Raw genomic sequence first — 18,481 nt, forward strand, 5'->3', positions numbered from 1 at the left:
AGATTTATGACAGCCGGATGAAGCTGTACAACTTCTTCTGATCCGTTACGGTTCGATATCGACCATCACATCCGAGGCGATGGCTTCCAGTGCGGCCACCACGTCGTCTTTATTCAGCCCTTGCGGCAGCTCGACGGTCGCGATGGCATGAAACAGCGGCACTCCCCAATTCGGTGCACTTTGCTTATTACTCTCAAAGTGCACAATATTGGCACCTTTGTGTTTGATCACTGCGGACAATTCTTTCACTATGCCAGGCCTGTCATTGCCGGTGATGACAAACTGCAGCTGTTGCTCCGGTGCATGCTCTGACTGCATGCCATGCTGGATCCGAATATCCAAATCCGTCATGCGTTCAAGTTCAGTGGTCAGTGAGGCTAAATGTTCTTCTGCGACTTCGACTTGCAGAATGCCTGCGAAATAGCCACCTAAGTGACTCAAATTACTGGCCATCCAGTTACCATGATGACTGGCAATCACGGTCGCCAGTTGTTCGACCAATCCGGCTTTGTCCCGGCCAATCAAGGTTAAAATTAACTGCTTCATAGAAAACCCTTCATCAAAAAATTAAAAAAATGCAACGAAAACAACAACAACCCCATTGTAGACTTCGCTTTCTGTTTTAACAGCCAGCTGGTCTCATTTTTGTACCTTCCGGTTAAAAACTAAACAAAAATATCTTTGTATTGCCTGCTCTCAGTCATATTAGTGTCATATTTCTTACTTACTATGCCTGCATCAACAACCTGAACCACGAACAGTGTCCACTGTTGTGAGGAGTGCAACGTGAAAGTCGCAAAATTATTAACGTCTATGAGCTTGATCGCCGCCGCTTTTGGTCTGACCGCTCAGGCTGCTATTATTGAAGCGGATCCGAAATTACCTGCGTATGTGAAAGCGACTGGGGTGTCCGGCAATATCTCCAGCATTGGCTCAGATACGCTGAACAATCTGATGACCAAATGGGCTGAAGAGTTCCGCAAGCAGTATCCAAACGTGAACATTCAAATCCAGGGTGCAGGTTCTTCTACAGCACCAACAGCGCTGACTGAAGGCACCTCAAACTTTGGCCCAATGAGCCGTGCAATGAAGCCTTCTGAAGTGCAGGAATTTGAAGCCAAATATGGTTACAAGCCAGCGGCTATTCCAGTGGCGATTGACCTGTTAGCTGTTTATGTCAACAAAGATAACCCAATCAAAGGTTTAAGCCTGCAACAAGTGGACGCTATTTTCTCTGCAACCCGCAAATGTGGTTACAAAGAAGACGTCACCCGTTGGGGTCAACTGGGTCTGGAAGGCGCATGGGCTAACCGCGACTTTACCGTGTACAGCCGTAACGCCGTATCAGGGACCTATGGTTACTTCAAAGACGTTGCACTGTGTGGCGGCGACTTTAAATCAACCATCAATGAACAACCGGGTTCTGCCTCAGTCGTGCAGGGCATCAGCGAGTCTATCAACGGTATCGGCTACTCTGGTATCGGTTATGTGACCTCAAGCGTACGTGCATTACCTCTGTCGAAGAAAGATGGCGAGCCATTTATCGCACCTAACGCAGAGCACGCTCTGGATGGTAAGTACCCACTGTCACGTTTCCTGTATGTGTACGTGAACAAGCACCCAAACAAAGAAATGCAGCCGTTAGAGCGTGAGTTTGTCCGTTTTATCCTGTCTAAAAATGGTCAGGACGTAGTGGCTCATGACGGTTATGTACCGGTTCCAAGCTCAGTAGCGGCAAAAGCACTGAAAGAACTGGGCATCAACTAAGCTCCGTTTCGACTGGATTGATAATAAGGCGCCTGATGGCGCCTTTTTTATGTTCAGCACATAAAGCCTGTTGGTTCCTGCGCTTTGCTGACTGACTCAGACGGCGAGGATCAATTGCTTCAGTTGCTGCAAAGCGTCCAGGCGAGGGCCTGCGACCGGATTGACAAAAGGAACCCGCAGGTAGTTCTTAAACTGATCACTGGCGGTAAATAACGCTCCCGGAGTTAACACCAGCCCCTGATTCAGCCCCCTATTGTATAACTGCAGTGCATCAATGGCCGGAGGCAGTTTTAGCCACAACGACAAGCCGCCGTGAGGGCTGTTCCAGTCAATACTGCCCAACTGCTGCACTTGTGGGTCTTGTAAAAACAGCTGCTGCAACGCCTGATGCAACTGATTGTGATGATGGATCAGCAAGGTTCGGAACTGCTGCAAATGGCGCCGGTAATGGCCCTCTGCAATAAAACGGGCCACAGCAATGGCGTTGCCCTGGCTGCCGGCAAGCTGACTGGTCAGCTTCAGCCGGCCAATCTGCTGACTCCAGCGGGCTGGCGCTATCCAGCCAATGCGCAAATCGCGTGACAGGGATTTGGACAAGGAGCTGCAAAGCACCACCCGGTTTTCGGTATCCAGTGCTTTTAACGGCGTAGGGCGCTGGTAAAAACCCAGGTCGCCATAAATGTCGTCTTCAATCAACGCAAAATCGTTACTGTTGGCCAGTTCGACCAGCCGTTGTTTGCGTTCCTCAGGCATCAGTTGCCCGGAAGGGGTGCCAAAAGACGGGCTGACTATGCAGGCTTTAATGCGCCAGCGCGCAACCACCAGCTCCAGCGCGCTGATGTCCATGCCGGCATGATCGGTCGGCACTTCAATCACCTGAAGCTGTAACTGCTGCAATAGCTGCAGCACGCCATAAAAGCCAGGCTGTTCGACTACCACTATATCGCCTGGGCTGCAGATGGCATGCAGCGCCAAAAATAAAGCATGTTGACAGCCGGCAGTCAGGTACAAGTCAGGCGCATCCAGGGTTAAACCATGGCTTTGGTAGCTGGTGGCCAGTTGCTGGCGTAACTCCAGTGCACCAAAAGGTTCTTCATACTGCAGCGCTGGCGCGGCCCCAAGCTGTTTGGTCACTTTTGTTTGCAGTTGCTGCAGTGTTTTTAACTGCGGCAACTGCACCAGCGGGCCACGTGGATAAAAATCAAAGGCGGCGCTGCGCTGCATAATGTCGTACAGCAAATCTGGCAGGGTCACCGCAGTCGGCTGCGGCTGGCCGGGCAGGGGGCTGAGATCTGCTGTCACCGGCACACGACGTTGCCGTGCCCGCACGAAATAGCCGGAGCGGTCGCGTGCCTCCAGATACCCTTGGGCTTCCAGTTCGGCCAGCGCATGGCGGACCGTTGCCAGTGAAGCCTGGTAAGACTGGCACAACTGCCGGATGGACGGTAAACGCTCGCCCGCTGCCCACCAGTTGTGGTTGATTTTGTCGCGAAGTTCTTTAGTCAGATGTTGGTATTTAAATGCCATCGCGCACAGTCATGAGTGAAAATCTGTATCTATTTTAAGTATCAAATCTGTGTCTGTATTTATTTTTCTGCATCTTTAGACTTCGCTCCTGCCAATTTTCATACTGCAGCCGAGCTGAGTTATGCCACAACCATCCTCTGATCTGATCATCATGACCACCAAGGACACCAGCGGAAAGCTTTATGTCCGCGAGCAAACGGGTTATTACCAGCGGCTCCGTCGCTCCCTGAGCTGGCTGCTGATGGCGGCTTTTGTCGGTATTCCCTGGTTGCAGTATCAGGGGCGGCAAGCCTTTCGGATTGATACCGACCGTTTTGCCATTGAAGTTCTGGGCCGGCTGATCCTGCCGCAGGACTTTGCCATTCTGGCTTTGTTGTTCGCGCTGGCTGCTTTTGTGCTGTTTTACGTCACCAAATTTTATGGTCGGGTCTGGTGTGGTTATACCTGCCCGCAAACCATCTGGACCCTGATGTTTATCTGGATAGAGCGGCGCATTGAAGGGCCACCGGCCAAAAGCCGGGCTTTGGATGCCACCTCCTGGCGGAGCGGGCACAAGCTGCTGCTCAGAGCTGCCAAACACGGCAGTTGGGCATTGGTCGCCTTGCTGTCTGCACTGACCTTTGTCTCGTATTTTGTGCCGGCCAGAAGCCTGTACCCCGACTTCTTTGCGGGCCAGTTATCCGGTGCAGTCTGGTTTTGGCTCAGTCTTTTTAGCTTGTGCACTTACCTGAATGCCGGCCTGGTGCGGGAAAAAGTCTGTCAGCACATGTGCCCGTACGCCAGGTTTCAGTCATCGATGTTTGATAAGTTCACCCGCCAGGTCAGCTACAATGCTGCACGTGGCGAGGCGCGCGGCGCCAGAAAAAAACATGAGGTTGTGAAGGGTTTGGGCGACTGTGTCGACTGCAAACTCTGTGTGCAGGTATGCCCTGTGGGCATTGATATCCGCAATGGCCTTCAGTACGAATGCATTAATTGTGGCCTTTGTATTGATGCCTGCGACGACACCATGCGGCAGTTTAATTACCCGACTCAGTTAATTGCTTATGCCGGAGATAGCGACACAACGGCGGCCAGCGGCCTGCCTTATCATCTGGCCTATGGCAGCGCTATTGCCGCTGTGCTGGTGGCGATGGCGCTCTGGCTGACACAACTAAGCAGCACTGACATGAGCATTAGCCGGGACCGCCAGCAGCTGTACAGGTTCAGTGCACAAGGGGACATTGAAAACACCTTTGTCCTGCGTTTAAGCAACAAGACCAGTTCGGTGCGCAGTTATCAACTGCAGACAGCAGGTTTGCCTGAGCAGGCTGTTTTATTGCTCAGTAGTGCGTTGCAGCTGCAGCCGATGGAAGATAAAGAGTTTATTGTTACTATCACCTTGCCTGAGTGTGAAAGCCCGGCGCAGCAAGATTTTCAGCTGCTGCTGACCGACGGGCAAAGCGCAGAAGTGCTGAAAAAGCACAGCCGCTTTTTTGCTGAAGCCTGCAGTTCGTCGGGTAACTGAGCGAGGTCCTTGAGGCGACAACCTTTGGGCTGTCGCCACATTCCTCGAGCGTACCCGGTAAAAAAAGCCCGGCTACCGGTTTGCGGCAAAGCCACCTGCGTTCCCAGCTGGCTTTTTTACAACGGACAGATGGGGCCGCTGCGCTGCTTTTGGCGCGGGCGGTTAATATTTCAGTTAGATGTCAGTTGTGTGACAAAAATGCCCCTATGTAATATTTCTGACACAAAACTGAACTATAGTTGCGACCATTAAACTAGTCACTGGTGGTATCGCAACTATGCATTCAACCCAAGCTAATCAGGGCCAGACAGAAGTGGCTTCTGTGCAGTCCCTGTTGCCCAAAGGGGAGAGCCGGGCCCGTTTACGGCGCTGGCGCTCGGCCAAAGATAAAATTTCCAAATACGGTATCAGCTTTGCCGGCATCAGTGTGGTGCTGGCTTTTGCTACTATATTTGTCTACCTGTTTTCTGAGGTAGGCCCAATGTTCTCTTCTGCTTCGGTGGAGCAAAACAAGGAATACCAAAGCCCGGTGCAAAAGCCGCTGTTTAGCAGCCTTGAGCGTTACGGCGAAATTGGTTTGTCGGTGACAGAGCAGGCTGAGCTGGTGTTCTACAGCGCGCAAACCGGTGAAGTGAAGCAGAAAGTCCAGCTGCCTTTGCCAGCTGGTGTCACAGTGACCGCTTTTGGCAAAGCAGACCCAAGAACCGGCACTCTGGTGTTGGGTTTATCGGACGGTAAAGCCTTTGTGGTGAAGCACGAGTACTTGCTGAGCTACCCGAATGACCAGCGTCAGATCAATCCGAAAGTCAGCTACCCGCTGGGTGAAGCGCCAGTTCAACTGGATGCGGCTGGCCAGGCCATCACTACAGTCGCGATTCAGGAAAAAGACGAAAACCGCGTGCTGGCGGCCTACACTGCTGACGGTCGTTTGTTACTGACCACGCTGGTGGCTGAAACCGCGTTTCTGACCGGTGAGACCACAGTGGTCAACACTGATTACCAGTTACCGGACGCGCCTGCATCGGCCAGCAAAATGCTGATCGACAGCACCTTCCAAAGTCTGTTTGTTGCCGATGAGGAAGGGCAAATTCACTATTACAGCATTCAGGATCCGGCTCATGCCCGGCTGGTGCAGACTATCGCTGCGGTGGCCTCAGGCCAGAAAATTACCGCACTGGAGTTTTTAGTTGGCACAGTGTCGATGATTGTCGGCTCGTCGGATGGCCAGCTGAGCCAGTGGTTTTTGGTGCGTGATGAGCACAACAATTTTGATTTAAAGCATATCCGCAGCTTTGAGCAGCACCCGGCGGCTATTACACAAATTGAACCTGAGTATTCGCGTAAAGGCTTTCTGGCCATTGATGCCAAAGGCACTTTAGGTATTCACTATGGCACCTCAGCCCGCACTTTGTTTTTAGACGCGCTGGATGGTGATGTGCAGGCCAGTCGCATTGCGGTGTCGCCAATCAACACCAGCCTGCTGGTGATGACGCCAAAAGGCCAGACCATCAATTACGATTTAGAAAATGCGCATCCGGATGTGTCGTATAAAGCCTTATGGAACGAAGTCTGGTACGAAGGTCGTGACAGTGGCCGCTATATTTGGCAGGCATCGGCTGGTTCGGACGAATTTGAAGCCAAAATGAGTATGGTTCCACTGGCGCTTGGGACTTTAAAGGCGGCGTTCTTCGCCATGCTGTTTGCCACACCGCTGGCCATTATGAGCGCGATTTATGTCGCCTACTTTATGACACCGGCCCTGCGTGGCAAGGTCAAGCCGACCATTGAAATTATGGCGGCGCTGCCAACCGTGATTTTGGGTTTCCTGGCTGGTTTATGGTTAGCGCCTTTTGTTGAAGAGTATTTAAGCGCGGTGTTCGCCATTTTATTCCTGATGCCAATAGTCATGTTACTGGTGGCTTACCTGTGGCGCTATATGCCGGAAGTCGTGCGCAACAAGCTGGGCTTAGGCTGGGAAGCCGCCATTCTGGTGCCGGTGATTATGCTGTTTGGTTACCTGGCCGTGACCTTAAGCCCGGTGATTGACCATGCCTTCTTTAATGGCAGCCTGCGCCAGTGGTTTACCGACAACGGCATGAACTACGACCAACGTAACGCGCTGATTGTGGGTATTGCGATGGGCTTTGCGGTCATTCCAAACATCTTCTCTATTGCTGAAGACGCTATCTTCAACGTGCCACGCCATTTAACTCAGGGCTCTTTGGCGCTGGGTGCAACGCCTTGGCAAACCATGGTGGGTGTCGTACTGCCAACGGCAAGCCCGGGTGTGTTTGCCGCTGTGATGGTCGGTTTTGGCCGTGCAGTCGGGGAAACCATGATTGTGCTGATGGCCACAGGTAACAGCCCAGTCGTGAACTTCAATATTTTCGAAGGCATGCGGACTTTGTCGGCCAATATTGCCGTGGAATTACCTGAGACTGCAGTGGGCAGCACTCACTTTAGGGTGTTATTCCTGGCCGCCTTAGTGCTGTTTGTCTTTACCTTTGTATTTAATACGCTGGCGGAAGTCATTCGCCAACGTTTACGCCAACGTTTTAGCAATCTGTAAGGGGTCGCATTCATGAGAGCTTGGTTTAGATCAGGAACCCCCTGGATCTGGTTAAATGGCGGAGCCATTGCACTTTGTCTGGTGATGGTGATCGGTATTCTCGGACTGATCGCGGTCAGAGGTGGCAGCCATTTCTGGCCTGCCGACTTACAGCAGACCGAATGGACACCTGAGCAAGGCGAGAAAAAAACCATTTTAGGTGAGCTGGTGCGTTCTGAGCTGGTGTCTGCCACTATGGTGCGTGAAGCTGGTGCTAGCGTGCCAGAAGGCCGCGACAGCGTGACCCGTTACCTGGTGAAAGTGGGCAACCGGGACATTTATGGCCGCGACTTTGCCTGGTACATGGATTACGAAATCAGTGGCTGGACCATTCCACAAGGCGCTATTGCGCTGGAACGTCGTGAGCGCGGCAACTTCTATGGTTTCCCGCTGCGCCTGACCGAAAATGGCCAGCTGGTTGCTGAAGGTTCTGCGTTATGGGCGCAGCTGCAACAACGTATTGAGCGGGCAAATAAGATTTTTGATGAAATGAAATCCATTGAAAAAAATGAGATTTCGCAGATTAACAACGACATCGAAAAATTACGCCTTAAAGACCGCAAGCTGGTACTGAGTAAGGCCAGTGAAGCGGAACTGGCGGCGTTTCGCGCCGAAGCCGATGCAGAGCGTGCAGCGTTAAATGCCGACTATGAAGTGATTCAGAAACGCCTGGATGAGCTGCGCACAGAGTCAAACCGGGATCAGCTGATTGCCCGTACCGGTGATGGCCGCGAAGTGACTATCTCTCTGGCCAATATTGTGCGGGCGCATTTGCCAAACGATATGTCGGTAACTGAAAAACTGCTGGATTACTTTGTGGCAGTGGGGAATTTCTTGTGGGATGAGCCACGTGAAGCCAATACCGAAGGCGGTATTTTCCCTGCTATTTTCGGTACTGTGACTATGGTGATCCTGATGTCGATTATCGTCACACCTTTTGGTGTGCTGGCCGCTATTTACCTGCGTGAGTACGCCAAACAAGGGCCACTGCTGAAGATTATCCGTATTTCCGTGTATAACTTGGCTGGTGTACCGTCCATTGTGTACGGCGTCTTTGGTCTGGGCTTCTTCGTGTACATTATGGGCGGCAGTATCGACCAGTTGTTCTATCCGGAAGCCTTGCCATCACCAACCTTTGGTACGCCAGGTTTGTTCTGGGCCTCATTAACCCTGGCGTTGTTAACTCTGCCTGTGGTGATTGTATCGACCGAAGAAGGTTTATCCCGTATTCCAAGCACCATCCGGATGGGGAGTCTGGCACTGGGCGCGACCAAGTCCGAAACCTTATGGAAAGTGGTGGTACCGCTGGCAACACCTGCGATGATGACGGGTCTTATTTTGGCGGTGGCACGTGCTGCTGGCGAAGTGGCGCCGCTGATGCTGGTGGGGGTGGTCAAACTGGCCCCGACTTTACCAATAGATACCAATTTCCCCTTTGTGCACCTGGAGCAAAAAATTATGCACCTGGGTTTCCATGTCTTTGATGTGGGTTTCCAGAGCCCGAATGTGGAAGCGTCCCGGCCTTTGCTGTATGCCACAGCCCTGGTGCTGGTGTTGCTGATTGTGATTTTGAATATGTCGGCCATTTATATGCGTAACCGTCTGCGTGAAAAATACCGCAGCGATTCAGATTAAACTGCGCAGATACGCCGAAAACGACCCGAATTAAACGACTTTTTAGATGGTAAACAACATGACACAAGACAATCTGACAGTACCGGTAGAAAAAGAAATCAGTCTGGCGGACGAAAAAATTAAGCTGCAGGTCAACGACCTGAAGCTGTACTACGGTGACTCGCTGGCACTGAAAAGCATCAATATGCAAATTCCTGAGAAACGGGTCACCGCATTTATCGGCCCGTCAGGTTGTGGTAAATCTACCTTGCTGCGCTGCTTTAACCGGATGAATGACCTGGTGGATATCTGCCGCATTGAAGGCCAGATCCTGATGGACAATCAGAACATTTATGACCCGAAGGTGGACGTGGCTGAGTTGCGCCGTCAGGTGGGCATGGTGTTCCAGAAACCAAACCCGTTCCCGAAAAGCATTTACGAAAACGTGGCCTATGGCCTGCGTCTGCAAGGTGTGAAAGACAAACGTATTCTGGACGAAGTGGTGGAGAACTCGTTGAAGGGTGCTGCACTGTGGAACGAAGTGAAAGACCGTCTGCATGACAACGCCTTTGGTTTGTCGGGTGGTCAGCAACAGCGTCTGGTGATTGCCCGCGCTATTGCGATTGAACCAGAAGTACTGCTGCTGGACGAACCAGCTTCAGCGTTGGACCCGATTTCGACCCTGAAAATTGAAGAGCTGATTTATGAGCTCAAAGATAAGTACACCATTGTTATTGTTACCCACAATATGCAGCAGGCAGCCCGAGTCTCTGACTATACTGCCTTTATGTATATGGGTGATTTAATTGAGTTTGATGCGACCAATAAGATGTTCACCAACCCATCGCAGCAGCAAACCGAAGATTACATCACAGGTCGTTTTGGTTAAGGTCTGAGCCTGTTTAAAGGAGAGCGCGATGGATAAGATGAATTTAACAAAACATATCTCCAGCCAGTTTAATGAGGAGATAGAGCAGGTTCGCAATCACGTCATGGCCATGGGCGGTTTGATTGAGCAGCAGCTGGCCGATGCGTTGAATGCGATTGCGAGCAGTGATTCGGATTTAGCCCGTCAGGTGATCACCAATGATTTGATGGTCAATGACTGGGAACTGAAAATTGACCATGAATGCACCCGCATTATCGCCAAACGCCAGCCGGCGGCCAGCGATTTGCGCCTGATCATGGCCATTATCAAAACCATTTCAGATCTGGAACGCATTGGTGATGAAGCTGAGCGTATTGCCAAAGTGGCACTGGAATCTTTTAACAGTGCCCAGCAGGATTTACTGGTGAATCTGGACAATATGGGCCGTCATGTTGCGCAAATGCTGCACGATGTGCTGGACGCCTTTGCCCGGATGGATGTGGAAGCGGCGTTGGCTGTGCACCGTGAAGACAAAAAAGTCGACCGCGAGTACGAAGCTATCACCCGTCAGCTGATGACCTATATGATGGAAGACCCACGTTCTATTCCGAAAATTATGAATGTGTTGTGGTCTGCCCGCTCGATGGAACGTATTGGCGATCGCTGTAAAAACATTGCGGAGTACATCGTGTTTCTGGTCAAAGGCAAAGACGTACGCCATGCCGATGATGAAAAGCTAGAACAAGACGCCCGCAGTTAATCTGTCTGGTTTAAAAAGACGCCTTGATTTCAAGGCGTTTTTTGTTTCTTTGCCGTCAATTTGTCATATAAAACATGTATACAAACAGCAAAAGCATTGACTTTAGCTAAATTAAATCAGGCATGCTTTTTGACGTTTTTATTGCGGTTTGATTGCAGTACAATGCGCGCCGACATTGGTCAACCTAACAACATGAGGCACTTTTTTATGCCAAATCATTTTTTGGCGGTTTTTGCGAAGTCCCCGATAAAACCTATTGAGGAACACATTCGTAAAGTCCATGAAGCCAGTAAATTATTGGTTCCGTTTTTTGATGCAGCTTATGCCAAAGACTGGGACCAGGCGGCTGAAGTACGTAAAGCTATTGTTGCTATGGAGAAAGAAGCCGACAAATTAAAACGGGATATTCGTGTGCATTTGCCACGTGGCCTGTTTTTACCAGTCGACAGAACGGATATTCTGGAATTGGTGTCCCAGCAGGACAAAATCGCCAACAAGGCAAAAGACATCACAGGCCGTGTATTAGGCCGTGAGCTGGAAATTCCTGCCCCTATTCAGGCTGAGTTTAAAGCCTACCTGGAACGCTGCTTAGATGCGGTGGCATTGGCAAGTGAAGCCATCAACGAGCTGGACGAGTTACTGGAAACTGGTTTCCGTGGCCGTGAAGTTGATTTGGTCATCAAGATGGTTGAGCGTATCGATGAAATTGAACACGACACCGACCAACTGCAAATCAGCCTGCGTAAGTTTGTGCGCAAAGCCGAAGCTCAACTGAACCCTATTGACGTGATGTTCCTGTACCGCACCCTGGAATGGGTCGGTGATCTGGCGGATACGGCACTGAAAGTGGGATCGCGCCTTGAAATCATGTTAGCGCGTTAACTCCGGGGAATTTTTAGCGATGGAAATTTTATCTCAGTACGGCTTCATCCTGATGCTGGTGGCCGCGTTTTTTGGTTTTATTATGGCTTATGGTGTGGGCGCGAACGACGTTGCCAACGCCATGGGTACTTCTGTGGGCTCCAAAGCACTGACGCTGAAACAAGCGCTGGTGATTGCGGCCATCTTCGAAGCTTCGGGAGCCTGGTTAGCTGGTGGCGAAGTGACCTCAACTATCCGTAGTGGCATTGTGGATGCTGAAGCCTTTAAAGCTGTGCCTGAACTGCTGGTTTACGGCATGATTGGTTCCTTATTGGCCGCCGGTACCTGGCTGCTGGTGGCTACCCACTTCGGCTGGCCTGTGTCGACGACGCACTCTATCGTCGGCGCCATTATTGGTTTCGCTTCTGTTGGTGTGGGCACTGAATATGTGCACTGGGAAGAAGTCAGCAGCATCGTCGGCAGCTGGGTCGTGACCCCGGTATTGTCCGGTATTCTGGCGTACCTGATTTTTATGAGCGCACAACGCTTAATCTTCGATACCGATAATCCATTAGCGGCCGCGAAGAAGTACGTGCCTTTTTATATGGTATTTGCGGCCTTTATTATGGCGTTTGTCACCGTCAGCAAAGGCCTGAAACACGTCGGTCTGAAGCTGAGTACCGGCGAAGGCCTGTTGCTGTGCTTAGGTATTGCGCTGGTGGTTGGTCTGGTTGGCAAACTGGCGATTAGCCGCCTGAAGATTGACCCTGAAGCCGACAAAGAAATGCATTTCAACAACGTGGAAAGAATCTTCGGTATTCTGATGATTTTCACCGCTTGCTGTATGGCATTTGCCCACGGTTCAAACGATGTAGCCAACGCCATTGGTCCTTTGGCTGCAGTGGTGGGTATTATCCAATCTGGTGGTCAAATTCTGGATAAAGTGGCACTGGATTGGTGGATCCTGCCTTTAGGTGCCATCGGTATCGTGCTGGGTCTGGCGACTTTAGGCGCGAAAGTGATCCGCACCATTGGCGAAAACATTACACACCTGACGCCAAGCCGTGGTTTTGCGGCTGAAATTGCCGCAGCAAGCACTGTGGTGATCGCTTCTGGTTTAGGCTTACCTATTTCAACCACTCAGACGCTGGTTGGCGCTGTGTTGGGTGTGGGTCTGGCCCGTGGTATTGCTGCGCTGAACCTGAGCGTGATCCGCAATATTTTCGTGTCCTGGGTGGTCACTTTGCCTGTGGGCGCTGGTCTGGCGATAGTGTTCTTCTACATTATTAAAACGATCGTTGGTGCATAAGCGCACTGATTGAAAAAGCCCGGCATTGTCCGGGCTTTTTTTTGGCTGTCACAGTAGCAGGTAACCGCAGCCGATGGCAGCGACAGAGCGCTGGCAATTTAGTTTGTATTCGATTAAATTGCAGAAAAGCCAGTTTCTGATTGGAATTAAAGATGAAGCGTGTACCCAGTATTAAGCAGTTGCAGTACCTGTTAGCTCTGCACGAACATCAGCATTTTGGTAAAGCCGCCGAGGCCTGTTATATAGGTCAGTCTACGCTAAGTGCGGCCATTGCCAACCTGGAAGAGACACTGGATGCTCAGTTGCTGGAGCGTGACCACAAGACTTTTATCTTCACTCCGTTAGGGGAGGATGTGGTACGCCAGGCCAGATACATTGTTGAGCAGTGTGAGGAGCTGGCTGAATTTGCCAAATGCCAGGGTAAACCTATGGCCGGGCCGCTGCGGCTGGGCTGTATTCCAACCATTGCCCCTTTTGTGCTCAGTGAAGTCATGGCATTGGCCCGTGAACGTTTCCCGGAATTACAATTGTTGTTGCGTGAAGACACCACTGAGAATTCATTACGCTCCCTGATTGAAGGCCGGCTCGATATGGTGCTGCTGGCGCTGCCTTATGATACTGGCACTCTGCATACCCAGGTGCTGTCACAAGACCCATTTAAACTGGTGTTGCACCAGGATTGGCTGGACCGCGGCTTTGAGCAGGATATCAGCCAGTGGCCGGATGAAAGTATTTTCCTGCTGGAGCGTGAGCATTGCATGACAGGTCATGCGGTGAAAGCTTGCGAGCTGGAAGACAATCGCAAAGTGAACCCGTTTTTTGCCACCAGTCTGCATACCTTAACCCAGATGGTGAACAACAAACTGGGCGTGACTTTTATGCCGCAAATGGCCATCAACAGTGGCCTGCTCGCTGGCACTGAACTGGTGGCGCAGAACCCTGGGGCCAGCCAGGCGCACCGAGATATCGGCATTGCCTGGCGGCCGACATCCAGCAAACTGCGCAGTTATCGCCAGATGGCGCAATTAATTGCCGACGTTCTGCAGGTGAAATGTGCCGACACTGCCCGGTAAAAGGCTTGTTGTTCCCGTCTGAGCTTTGTACACTGCGCCCGCCCATGCATCCGGTATGGGCCTTAGTTTGTCGGTAAAGCGGACTGAACCCAATGCACATCAAAGAATTTTCTTTTGAGCTGCCCGAGCAGCTGATCGCCCGTTTCCCTAAATCTGAACGTTCCAGCAGCCGTTTGCTGAAAATGGACCGCCGTAGTGGCGAGTTAAAGGATTTAGTCTTCACCAATTTACTGGACCAGGTTGAGGCCGGTGATTTGCTGGTGTTTAACAACACCCGCGTGATCCCTGCCCGGTTATTTGGTCAGAAGGCCTCTGGTGGCAAAGTCGAAATTTTGCTGGAGCGTATGCTCGACGATAAACGTTTTCTGGCGCATTGCCGCGCCAGTAAAGCCCCCAAAGCGGGCGTCGACATTTTGCTGGACGAGCAGACCGTGGTGCGTATGCTACAGCGGCACGACACCTTGTTTGAGCTGGAACTGCAAGGTGATGAGCCGTTGCTGACCATGCTCGAGCGCTTAGGGCATATGCCGCTGCCGCCTTACATCGACCGGCCTGACAGCGAAGAAGACAAAGAACGGTACCAGACGGTGTACAACGAAAAGCCCGGCGCCGTGGCGGCACCCACGGCTGGACTGCACTTTGATGAAAGCTTGCTGGCGGCGCTGAAAGCCAAAGGCGTGCATACCGCTTTTGTCACTCTGCATGTTGGCGCCGGAACCTTCCAGCCGGTGCGGGTCGACAATGTGCTTGAGCATAAAATGCATGCCGAGTACATCGAAGTGGAACAAGAGGTGGTGGACGCCATTGCCGCCTGCAAAGCGCGTGGCAACAGGGTAATTGCTGTAGGGACCACCTCGGTGCGTTCACTGGAGTCTGCCGCGCAAATTGCCAAAGCCAAGGGTGTATCGTTGCAACCTTATCAGGGCGACACGCAGATTTTTATCTACCCCGGATATCAGTTCCAGGTGATTGATGGCCTGGTGACGAATTTCCACCTGCCGGAGTCGACGCTGATTATGCTGGTCAGTGCATTCAGTCAAAAAGACTATGTGATGACGGCTTATCAACATGCGATACAGCAGGAATACCGGTTCTACTCTTATGGCGACGCCATGCTGATCATTTGATGCGCTGAAGCAGGGTAGGGATTGGCCTTGCCTTCTGCTACAATCGCCCGTCGAGCCGGACTGTTTTTCTGGCCTTATGAGGTAACAACGTGAAATTTGAATTATTAACCACAGACGGCAAGGCCCGTCGTGGCCGTCTGACCTTTGACCGCGGTGTGGTCGAGACTCCGGCCTTTATGCCTGTAGGAACCTACGGCACCGTCAAAGGCATGACTCCGGAAGAACTGGACGCCACTGGTGCCCAGATTTGCTTGGGCAATACCTTCCACCTGATGCTGCGTCCTGGCACCGAAATCATTAAAAAACACGGCGATCTGCACGACTTTATGCACTGGCATAAACCGATCCTGACCGACTCTGGTGGTTTTCAGGTGTTCAGCCTGGGTGAGCTGCGCAAAATCAAAGAAGAAGGTGTGCATTTCCGCTCGCCACTGAACGGTGAAAAAATTCTGCTGACGCCGGAAAAATCCATTCAGGTGCAGCGCGACCTTGGCTCTGACATCGTGATGATCTTCGACGAATGTACGCCGTACCCAGCCACTGAGGTGCAGGCGAAAAAGTCGATGGAGCTGTCGTTACGTTGGGCGAAACGCAGTAAAGACGAACATGGCGACAGCAAGTCGGCGTTGTTTGGTATTATTCAGGGCGGTATGTACCCGCACCTGCGTGACATTTCGTTAGAAGGCCTCGAGCAGATTGGCTTCGACGGCTACGCCATCGGCGGCTTGTCGGTGGGCGAACCGAAAGAGGATATGATTAAAATCCTCAACCACACCACAGACAAAATGCCGGCCAACAAACCGCGTTACCTGATGGGCGTCGGCAAACCGGAAGATATTGTTGAAGCGGTGCGCCGTGGTATTGATATGTTTGACTGCGTGATGCCAACCCGTAATGCCCGTAACGGCCATTTGTTTGTCAGTACCGGGGTTATTAAGATCCGCAATGCCAAACACAAAGACGATATCTCGCCTTTGGATAAAGAATGTGATTGCTACACTTGTAAAAACTATTCCCGTGCATATCTACATCACTTAGACCGTTGCAATGAGATACAGGGCGCCAGGCTGAACACCATTCACAACCTGCACCATTATCAAAAGTTGATGCAGGGCTTACGTGCGGCCATTGCAGATGGCAAACTGGCCGCCTTCGTCGACGAGTTTTATCAAAAACGCGGTATGCAGGTTCCTGCGCTGGACACTGCAATAACAGAATAAATTTTTAGTTTTAACTTTAGGGGACATGTAATGAGTTTATTAATTTCCAATGCTTACGCCGACACACCAGTAGCTGCTCCACAAGGTGGTGGCTGGGACCTGCTGATTATGCTGGTGGCCTTTGGTCTGATCTTCTACTTCCTGATCTACCGCCCACAGGCCAAACGGGTGAAAGACCACAAAAACCTGATGTCTGCGCTTGGTAAAGGTGACGAAGTGCTGACCCAGGGCGGTCTGGTAGGTCGTATTGCCAAAATTGCGGATGACAAAGACTTTGTGGTGATTGCACTGAATGACACCACGGAAGTGACAGTACAAAAAGCCTCTATTGCTGCAGTGCTGCCGAAAGGCACCATGAAATCACTGTAATAAGGACCAACCCGTGTTAAACCAGAATTCAATCTGGCGGTATCTGTTGGTGATAGGTGTGTTGGTGGTGAGTCTGTTGTACGCACTGCCAAACATCTACCCCAATGACCCGTCCTTGCAAATTAATGCCACCCGCGGTGGCGAAGTGACACAGGAAAATGTCGATCAGCTGACCAAAGCGCTGGCGGCAGAAGGCTTAACGGCCAAAGCAGCTGAGCTGGAAAAAGGCCAGTTACTGGTGCGTTTTCTCAGCACTGAAGACCAGCTGAAAGCGCGTGAAGTCGCCATTGCTGCTTTGGGTGATAACTTCGTGACCGCACTGAACCTGGCCCCTGCCACTCCAGCCTGGCTGGATGCGATTGGTGCTCAGCCGATGAAGCTGGGTCTGGACTTACGCGGTGGCGTGCACTTCCTGATGGAAGTGGATATGAAAACCGCGATGGAAAAGAACGTTAACGATTTAGTGGCGGTGTACCGCACGGATTTGCGTGAAGCCAAAGTGCGCTACCGCGCTATTACGGCCGACCTGGCTAACCAGCGGGTGGTACTGAGTTTCCGTAATGCTGAAGATCTGGCGGCTGCCGAAAAAGCTTTGTCTGTCAAAGACCGCGATATGCAGTTTACGGCTTCAGATGAGCTGACTCTGATTGCAGCCTTCAGCGAGATCAAAATCAAGGCGTTACGTGAAGATGCTGTCGCACAGAACATTACCATTATCCGTAACAGGGTGAACGCCATTGGTGTGGCAGAGCCGCTGGTACAGCGCCAGGGCGCTGAACGTATTGTCGTGCAGTTGCCTGGTATTCAGGACACGGCACGAGCCAAAGAGATTCTGGGTGCAACAGCCACGCTGGAATTCCGCATGGTCGATGAAAATGCTGACTTAGCCAGTGCGCTGGAAGGCCGTGTACCGCCGAATGCCGAACTGTACCATGACCGCCAGGGCCGCCCGGTGTTGCTGCAAAAACGTGTGATGCTGACGGGTAACCATATTATCGGTGCCAACAGCAGCTTCGACGAATACAGCCGTCCTCAGGTGAATATCGACCTGGATGCCAAAGGGGGTAACACCTTCTCTCAAGCCACCAAAGAAGCTATTGGGAAGTCCATGGCGACCGTATTCATTGAATACAAGCCAACCGATAGAAAAGACGAGACTGGCCGTACCATCCTGGAGAAGAAAGAAGAAGTCATTAACGTGGCGACTATTCAGGCCCGTTTAGGCCGTTCTTTCCGGATCACTGGTGTAGACAGCCCGGCGGAAGCTCAGAACCTGGCGCTGCTGCTGCGTGCTGGTGCGCTGATTGCGCCTATCCAGATTGTGGAAGAGCGTACTGTCGGTCCAAGCCTGGGTCAGGAAAATATTGAACTGGGTACCAATGCGATTATGTGGGGCATGATTGTCACTGTGATCTTTATGGGTATCTACTACAAAGCCGTCGGTTTGGTGGCCAACCTGGCGCTGGCCTGTAACGTGGTGGTGTTGATTGGTGTACTGTCGATGGTGCCTGGCGCCACACTGACCTTGCCTGGTATGGCAGGTATCCTGTTGACCATAGGGATGGCGATTGACGCCAACGTACTGATTAACGAGCGGATCCGTGAAGAGCTGGCTTCAGGTCGTTCAGTGCAGCAAGCCATCCACGAAGGTTACAACCGAGCCTTTGCCACTATTACTGACTCCAACCTGACCACCTTCCTGGTGGCGCTGATCCTGTTTGGTTTAGGTTCAGGCCCGGTGAAAGGTTTTGCGGTCACTCTGGCTCTGGGTATTGTGACCTCCATTTTCACGGCGGTAACAGTGTCGCGGTTGTTTGTGAATATGATTTGGGGTGGTCGTAAAATTGACCGCTTACCAATTTAAGGACAGC

The 18,481-nt window shown here is 51.6% G+C and carries 15 protein-coding genes; 13 read left to right on the forward strand and 2 right to left on the reverse strand.

Translation table 11 applies throughout. The annotated features are described in order from the left end of the window. Window positions 1-45: 45 nt before the first annotated feature. Window positions 46-546: a glycine cleavage system transcriptional repressor gene (locus ACFO3I_RS11195; protein ID WP_377334073.1), complete on the reverse strand. Its 501-nt coding sequence runs from the start codon at window positions 544-546 to the stop codon at window positions 46-48. A gap of 267 nt (window positions 547-813) precedes the next feature. On the opposite strand from ACFO3I_RS11195, the gene ACFO3I_RS11200 reads away from it, so the two are divergent. Beyond that, window positions 814-1,767 (forward strand): PstS family phosphate ABC transporter substrate-binding protein, encoded by a 954-nt coding sequence (locus tag ACFO3I_RS11200; protein WP_377334622.1) that lies wholly within the window; start codon window positions 814-816, stop codon window positions 1,765-1,767. Window positions 1,768-1,863: 96 nt separating this feature from the next. Here ACFO3I_RS11200 and ACFO3I_RS11205 read toward each other — a convergent pair whose 3' ends face one another. After that, window positions 1,864-3,294, reverse strand: a complete 1,431-nt coding sequence (locus ACFO3I_RS11205) for an aminotransferase-like domain-containing protein (RefSeq protein ID WP_377334074.1) — start codon at window positions 3,292-3,294, stop codon at window positions 1,864-1,866. A gap of 121 nt (window positions 3,295-3,415) precedes the next feature. Between ACFO3I_RS11205 and ccoG the strand changes: the two genes are divergently transcribed. The 12 genes from ccoG (at window position 3,416) to secD (ending at window position 18,474) form a co-directional block, all read left to right on the forward strand. After that, window positions 3,416-4,801 carry a cytochrome c oxidase accessory protein CcoG gene (ccoG, locus tag ACFO3I_RS11210; RefSeq protein WP_377334075.1) on the forward strand — a complete coding sequence of 462 codons (1,386 nt, stop codon included), beginning with the start codon at window positions 3,416-3,418 and terminating at the stop codon, window positions 4,799-4,801. A 277-nt stretch (window positions 4,802-5,078) separates the two neighbouring features. Then, on the forward strand, window positions 5,079-7,370 hold the full coding sequence (locus ACFO3I_RS11215) for an ABC transporter permease subunit (RefSeq protein ID WP_377334076.1): 2,292 nt from the start codon (window positions 5,079-5,081) through the stop codon (window positions 7,368-7,370). A gap of 12 nt (window positions 7,371-7,382) precedes the next feature. Then, window positions 7,383-9,044, forward strand: coding sequence for a phosphate ABC transporter permease PstA (gene pstA / locus ACFO3I_RS11220; protein WP_377334077.1), 1,662 nt, complete (start codon window positions 7,383-7,385; stop codon window positions 9,042-9,044). Window positions 9,045-9,090: 46 nt separating this feature from the next. After that, complete coding sequence (gene pstB / locus ACFO3I_RS11225) at window positions 9,091-9,912, forward strand: phosphate ABC transporter ATP-binding protein PstB (protein WP_377334078.1); 822 nt, start codon at window positions 9,091-9,093, stop codon at window positions 9,910-9,912. A gap of 28 nt (window positions 9,913-9,940) precedes the next feature. Further along, window positions 9,941-10,651, forward strand: a complete 711-nt coding sequence (gene phoU, locus ACFO3I_RS11230; RefSeq protein ID WP_377334079.1) for a phosphate signaling complex protein PhoU — start codon at window positions 9,941-9,943, stop codon at window positions 10,649-10,651. Between the two features lie 207 nt (window positions 10,652-10,858). Continuing rightward, complete coding sequence (locus tag ACFO3I_RS11235; protein WP_377334080.1) at window positions 10,859-11,533, forward strand: TIGR00153 family protein; 675 nt, start codon at window positions 10,859-10,861, stop codon at window positions 11,531-11,533. Window positions 11,534-11,552: 19 nt separating this feature from the next. Further along, window positions 11,553-12,821 (forward strand): inorganic phosphate transporter, encoded by a 1,269-nt coding sequence (locus ACFO3I_RS11240; RefSeq protein ID WP_377334081.1) that lies wholly within the window; start codon window positions 11,553-11,555, stop codon window positions 12,819-12,821. Between the two features lie 152 nt (window positions 12,822-12,973). Continuing rightward, window positions 12,974-13,894, forward strand: coding sequence for a hydrogen peroxide-inducible genes activator (locus ACFO3I_RS11245; protein ID WP_377334082.1), 921 nt, complete (start codon window positions 12,974-12,976; stop codon window positions 13,892-13,894). A 92-nt stretch (window positions 13,895-13,986) separates the two neighbouring features. After that, complete coding sequence (queA, locus tag ACFO3I_RS11250) at window positions 13,987-15,021, forward strand: tRNA preQ1(34) S-adenosylmethionine ribosyltransferase-isomerase QueA (protein ID WP_377334083.1); 1,035 nt, start codon at window positions 13,987-13,989, stop codon at window positions 15,019-15,021. A gap of 89 nt (window positions 15,022-15,110) precedes the next feature. Continuing rightward, a complete protein-coding gene (tgt, locus tag ACFO3I_RS11255) occupies window positions 15,111-16,241 on the forward strand; it encodes a tRNA guanosine(34) transglycosylase Tgt (protein WP_377334084.1) in 1,131 nt (376 codons plus the stop codon). A 30-nt stretch (window positions 16,242-16,271) separates the two neighbouring features. Continuing rightward, the gene (gene yajC / locus ACFO3I_RS11260) at window positions 16,272-16,610 is read left to right on the forward strand and encodes a preprotein translocase subunit YajC (RefSeq protein ID WP_377334085.1); all 339 of its coding nucleotides are present in this window, start codon (window positions 16,272-16,274) and stop codon (window positions 16,608-16,610) included. 13 nt (window positions 16,611-16,623) lie between these two features. After that, on the forward strand, window positions 16,624-18,474 hold the full coding sequence (secD, locus tag ACFO3I_RS11265) for a protein translocase subunit SecD (protein ID WP_377334086.1): 1,851 nt from the start codon (window positions 16,624-16,626) through the stop codon (window positions 18,472-18,474). Window positions 18,475-18,481 lie beyond the last annotated feature (7 nt).

Source organism: Rheinheimera marina, assembly GCF_042654345.1.
Taxonomy (GTDB): Bacteria; Pseudomonadota; Gammaproteobacteria; order Enterobacterales; family Alteromonadaceae; genus Pararheinheimera; species Pararheinheimera marina.

Bases quoted from the DNA above. Each gene is read 5' to 3' on its own strand.
- ACFO3I_RS11195 (WP_377334073.1), bottom strand. From the start codon at position 546: ATGAAGCAGTTAATTTTAACCTTGATTGGCCGGGACAAAGCCGGATTG.
- ACFO3I_RS11200 (WP_377334622.1), top strand. From the start codon at position 814: ATGAGCTTGATCGCCGCCGCTTTTGGTCTGACCGCTCAGGCTGCTATT.
- ACFO3I_RS11205 (WP_377334074.1), bottom strand. From the start codon at position 3,294: ATGGCATTTAAATACCAACATCTGACTAAAGAACTTCGCGACAAAATC.
- ccoG (WP_377334075.1), top strand. From the start codon at position 3,416: ATGCCACAACCATCCTCTGATCTGATCATCATGACCACCAAGGACACC.
- ACFO3I_RS11215 (WP_377334076.1), top strand. From the start codon at position 5,079: ATGCATTCAACCCAAGCTAATCAGGGCCAGACAGAAGTGGCTTCTGTG.
- pstA (WP_377334077.1), top strand. From the start codon at position 7,383: ATGAGAGCTTGGTTTAGATCAGGAACCCCCTGGATCTGGTTAAATGGC.
- pstB (WP_377334078.1), top strand. From the start codon at position 9,091: ATGGTAAACAACATGACACAAGACAATCTGACAGTACCGGTAGAAAAA.
- phoU (WP_377334079.1), top strand. From the start codon at position 9,941: ATGGATAAGATGAATTTAACAAAACATATCTCCAGCCAGTTTAATGAG.
- ACFO3I_RS11235 (WP_377334080.1), top strand. From the start codon at position 10,859: ATGCCAAATCATTTTTTGGCGGTTTTTGCGAAGTCCCCGATAAAACCT.
- ACFO3I_RS11240 (WP_377334081.1), top strand. From the start codon at position 11,553: ATGGAAATTTTATCTCAGTACGGCTTCATCCTGATGCTGGTGGCCGCG.
- ACFO3I_RS11245 (WP_377334082.1), top strand. From the start codon at position 12,974: ATGAAGCGTGTACCCAGTATTAAGCAGTTGCAGTACCTGTTAGCTCTG.
- queA (WP_377334083.1), top strand. From the start codon at position 13,987: ATGCACATCAAAGAATTTTCTTTTGAGCTGCCCGAGCAGCTGATCGCC.
- yajC (WP_377334085.1), top strand. From the start codon at position 16,272: ATGAGTTTATTAATTTCCAATGCTTACGCCGACACACCAGTAGCTGCT.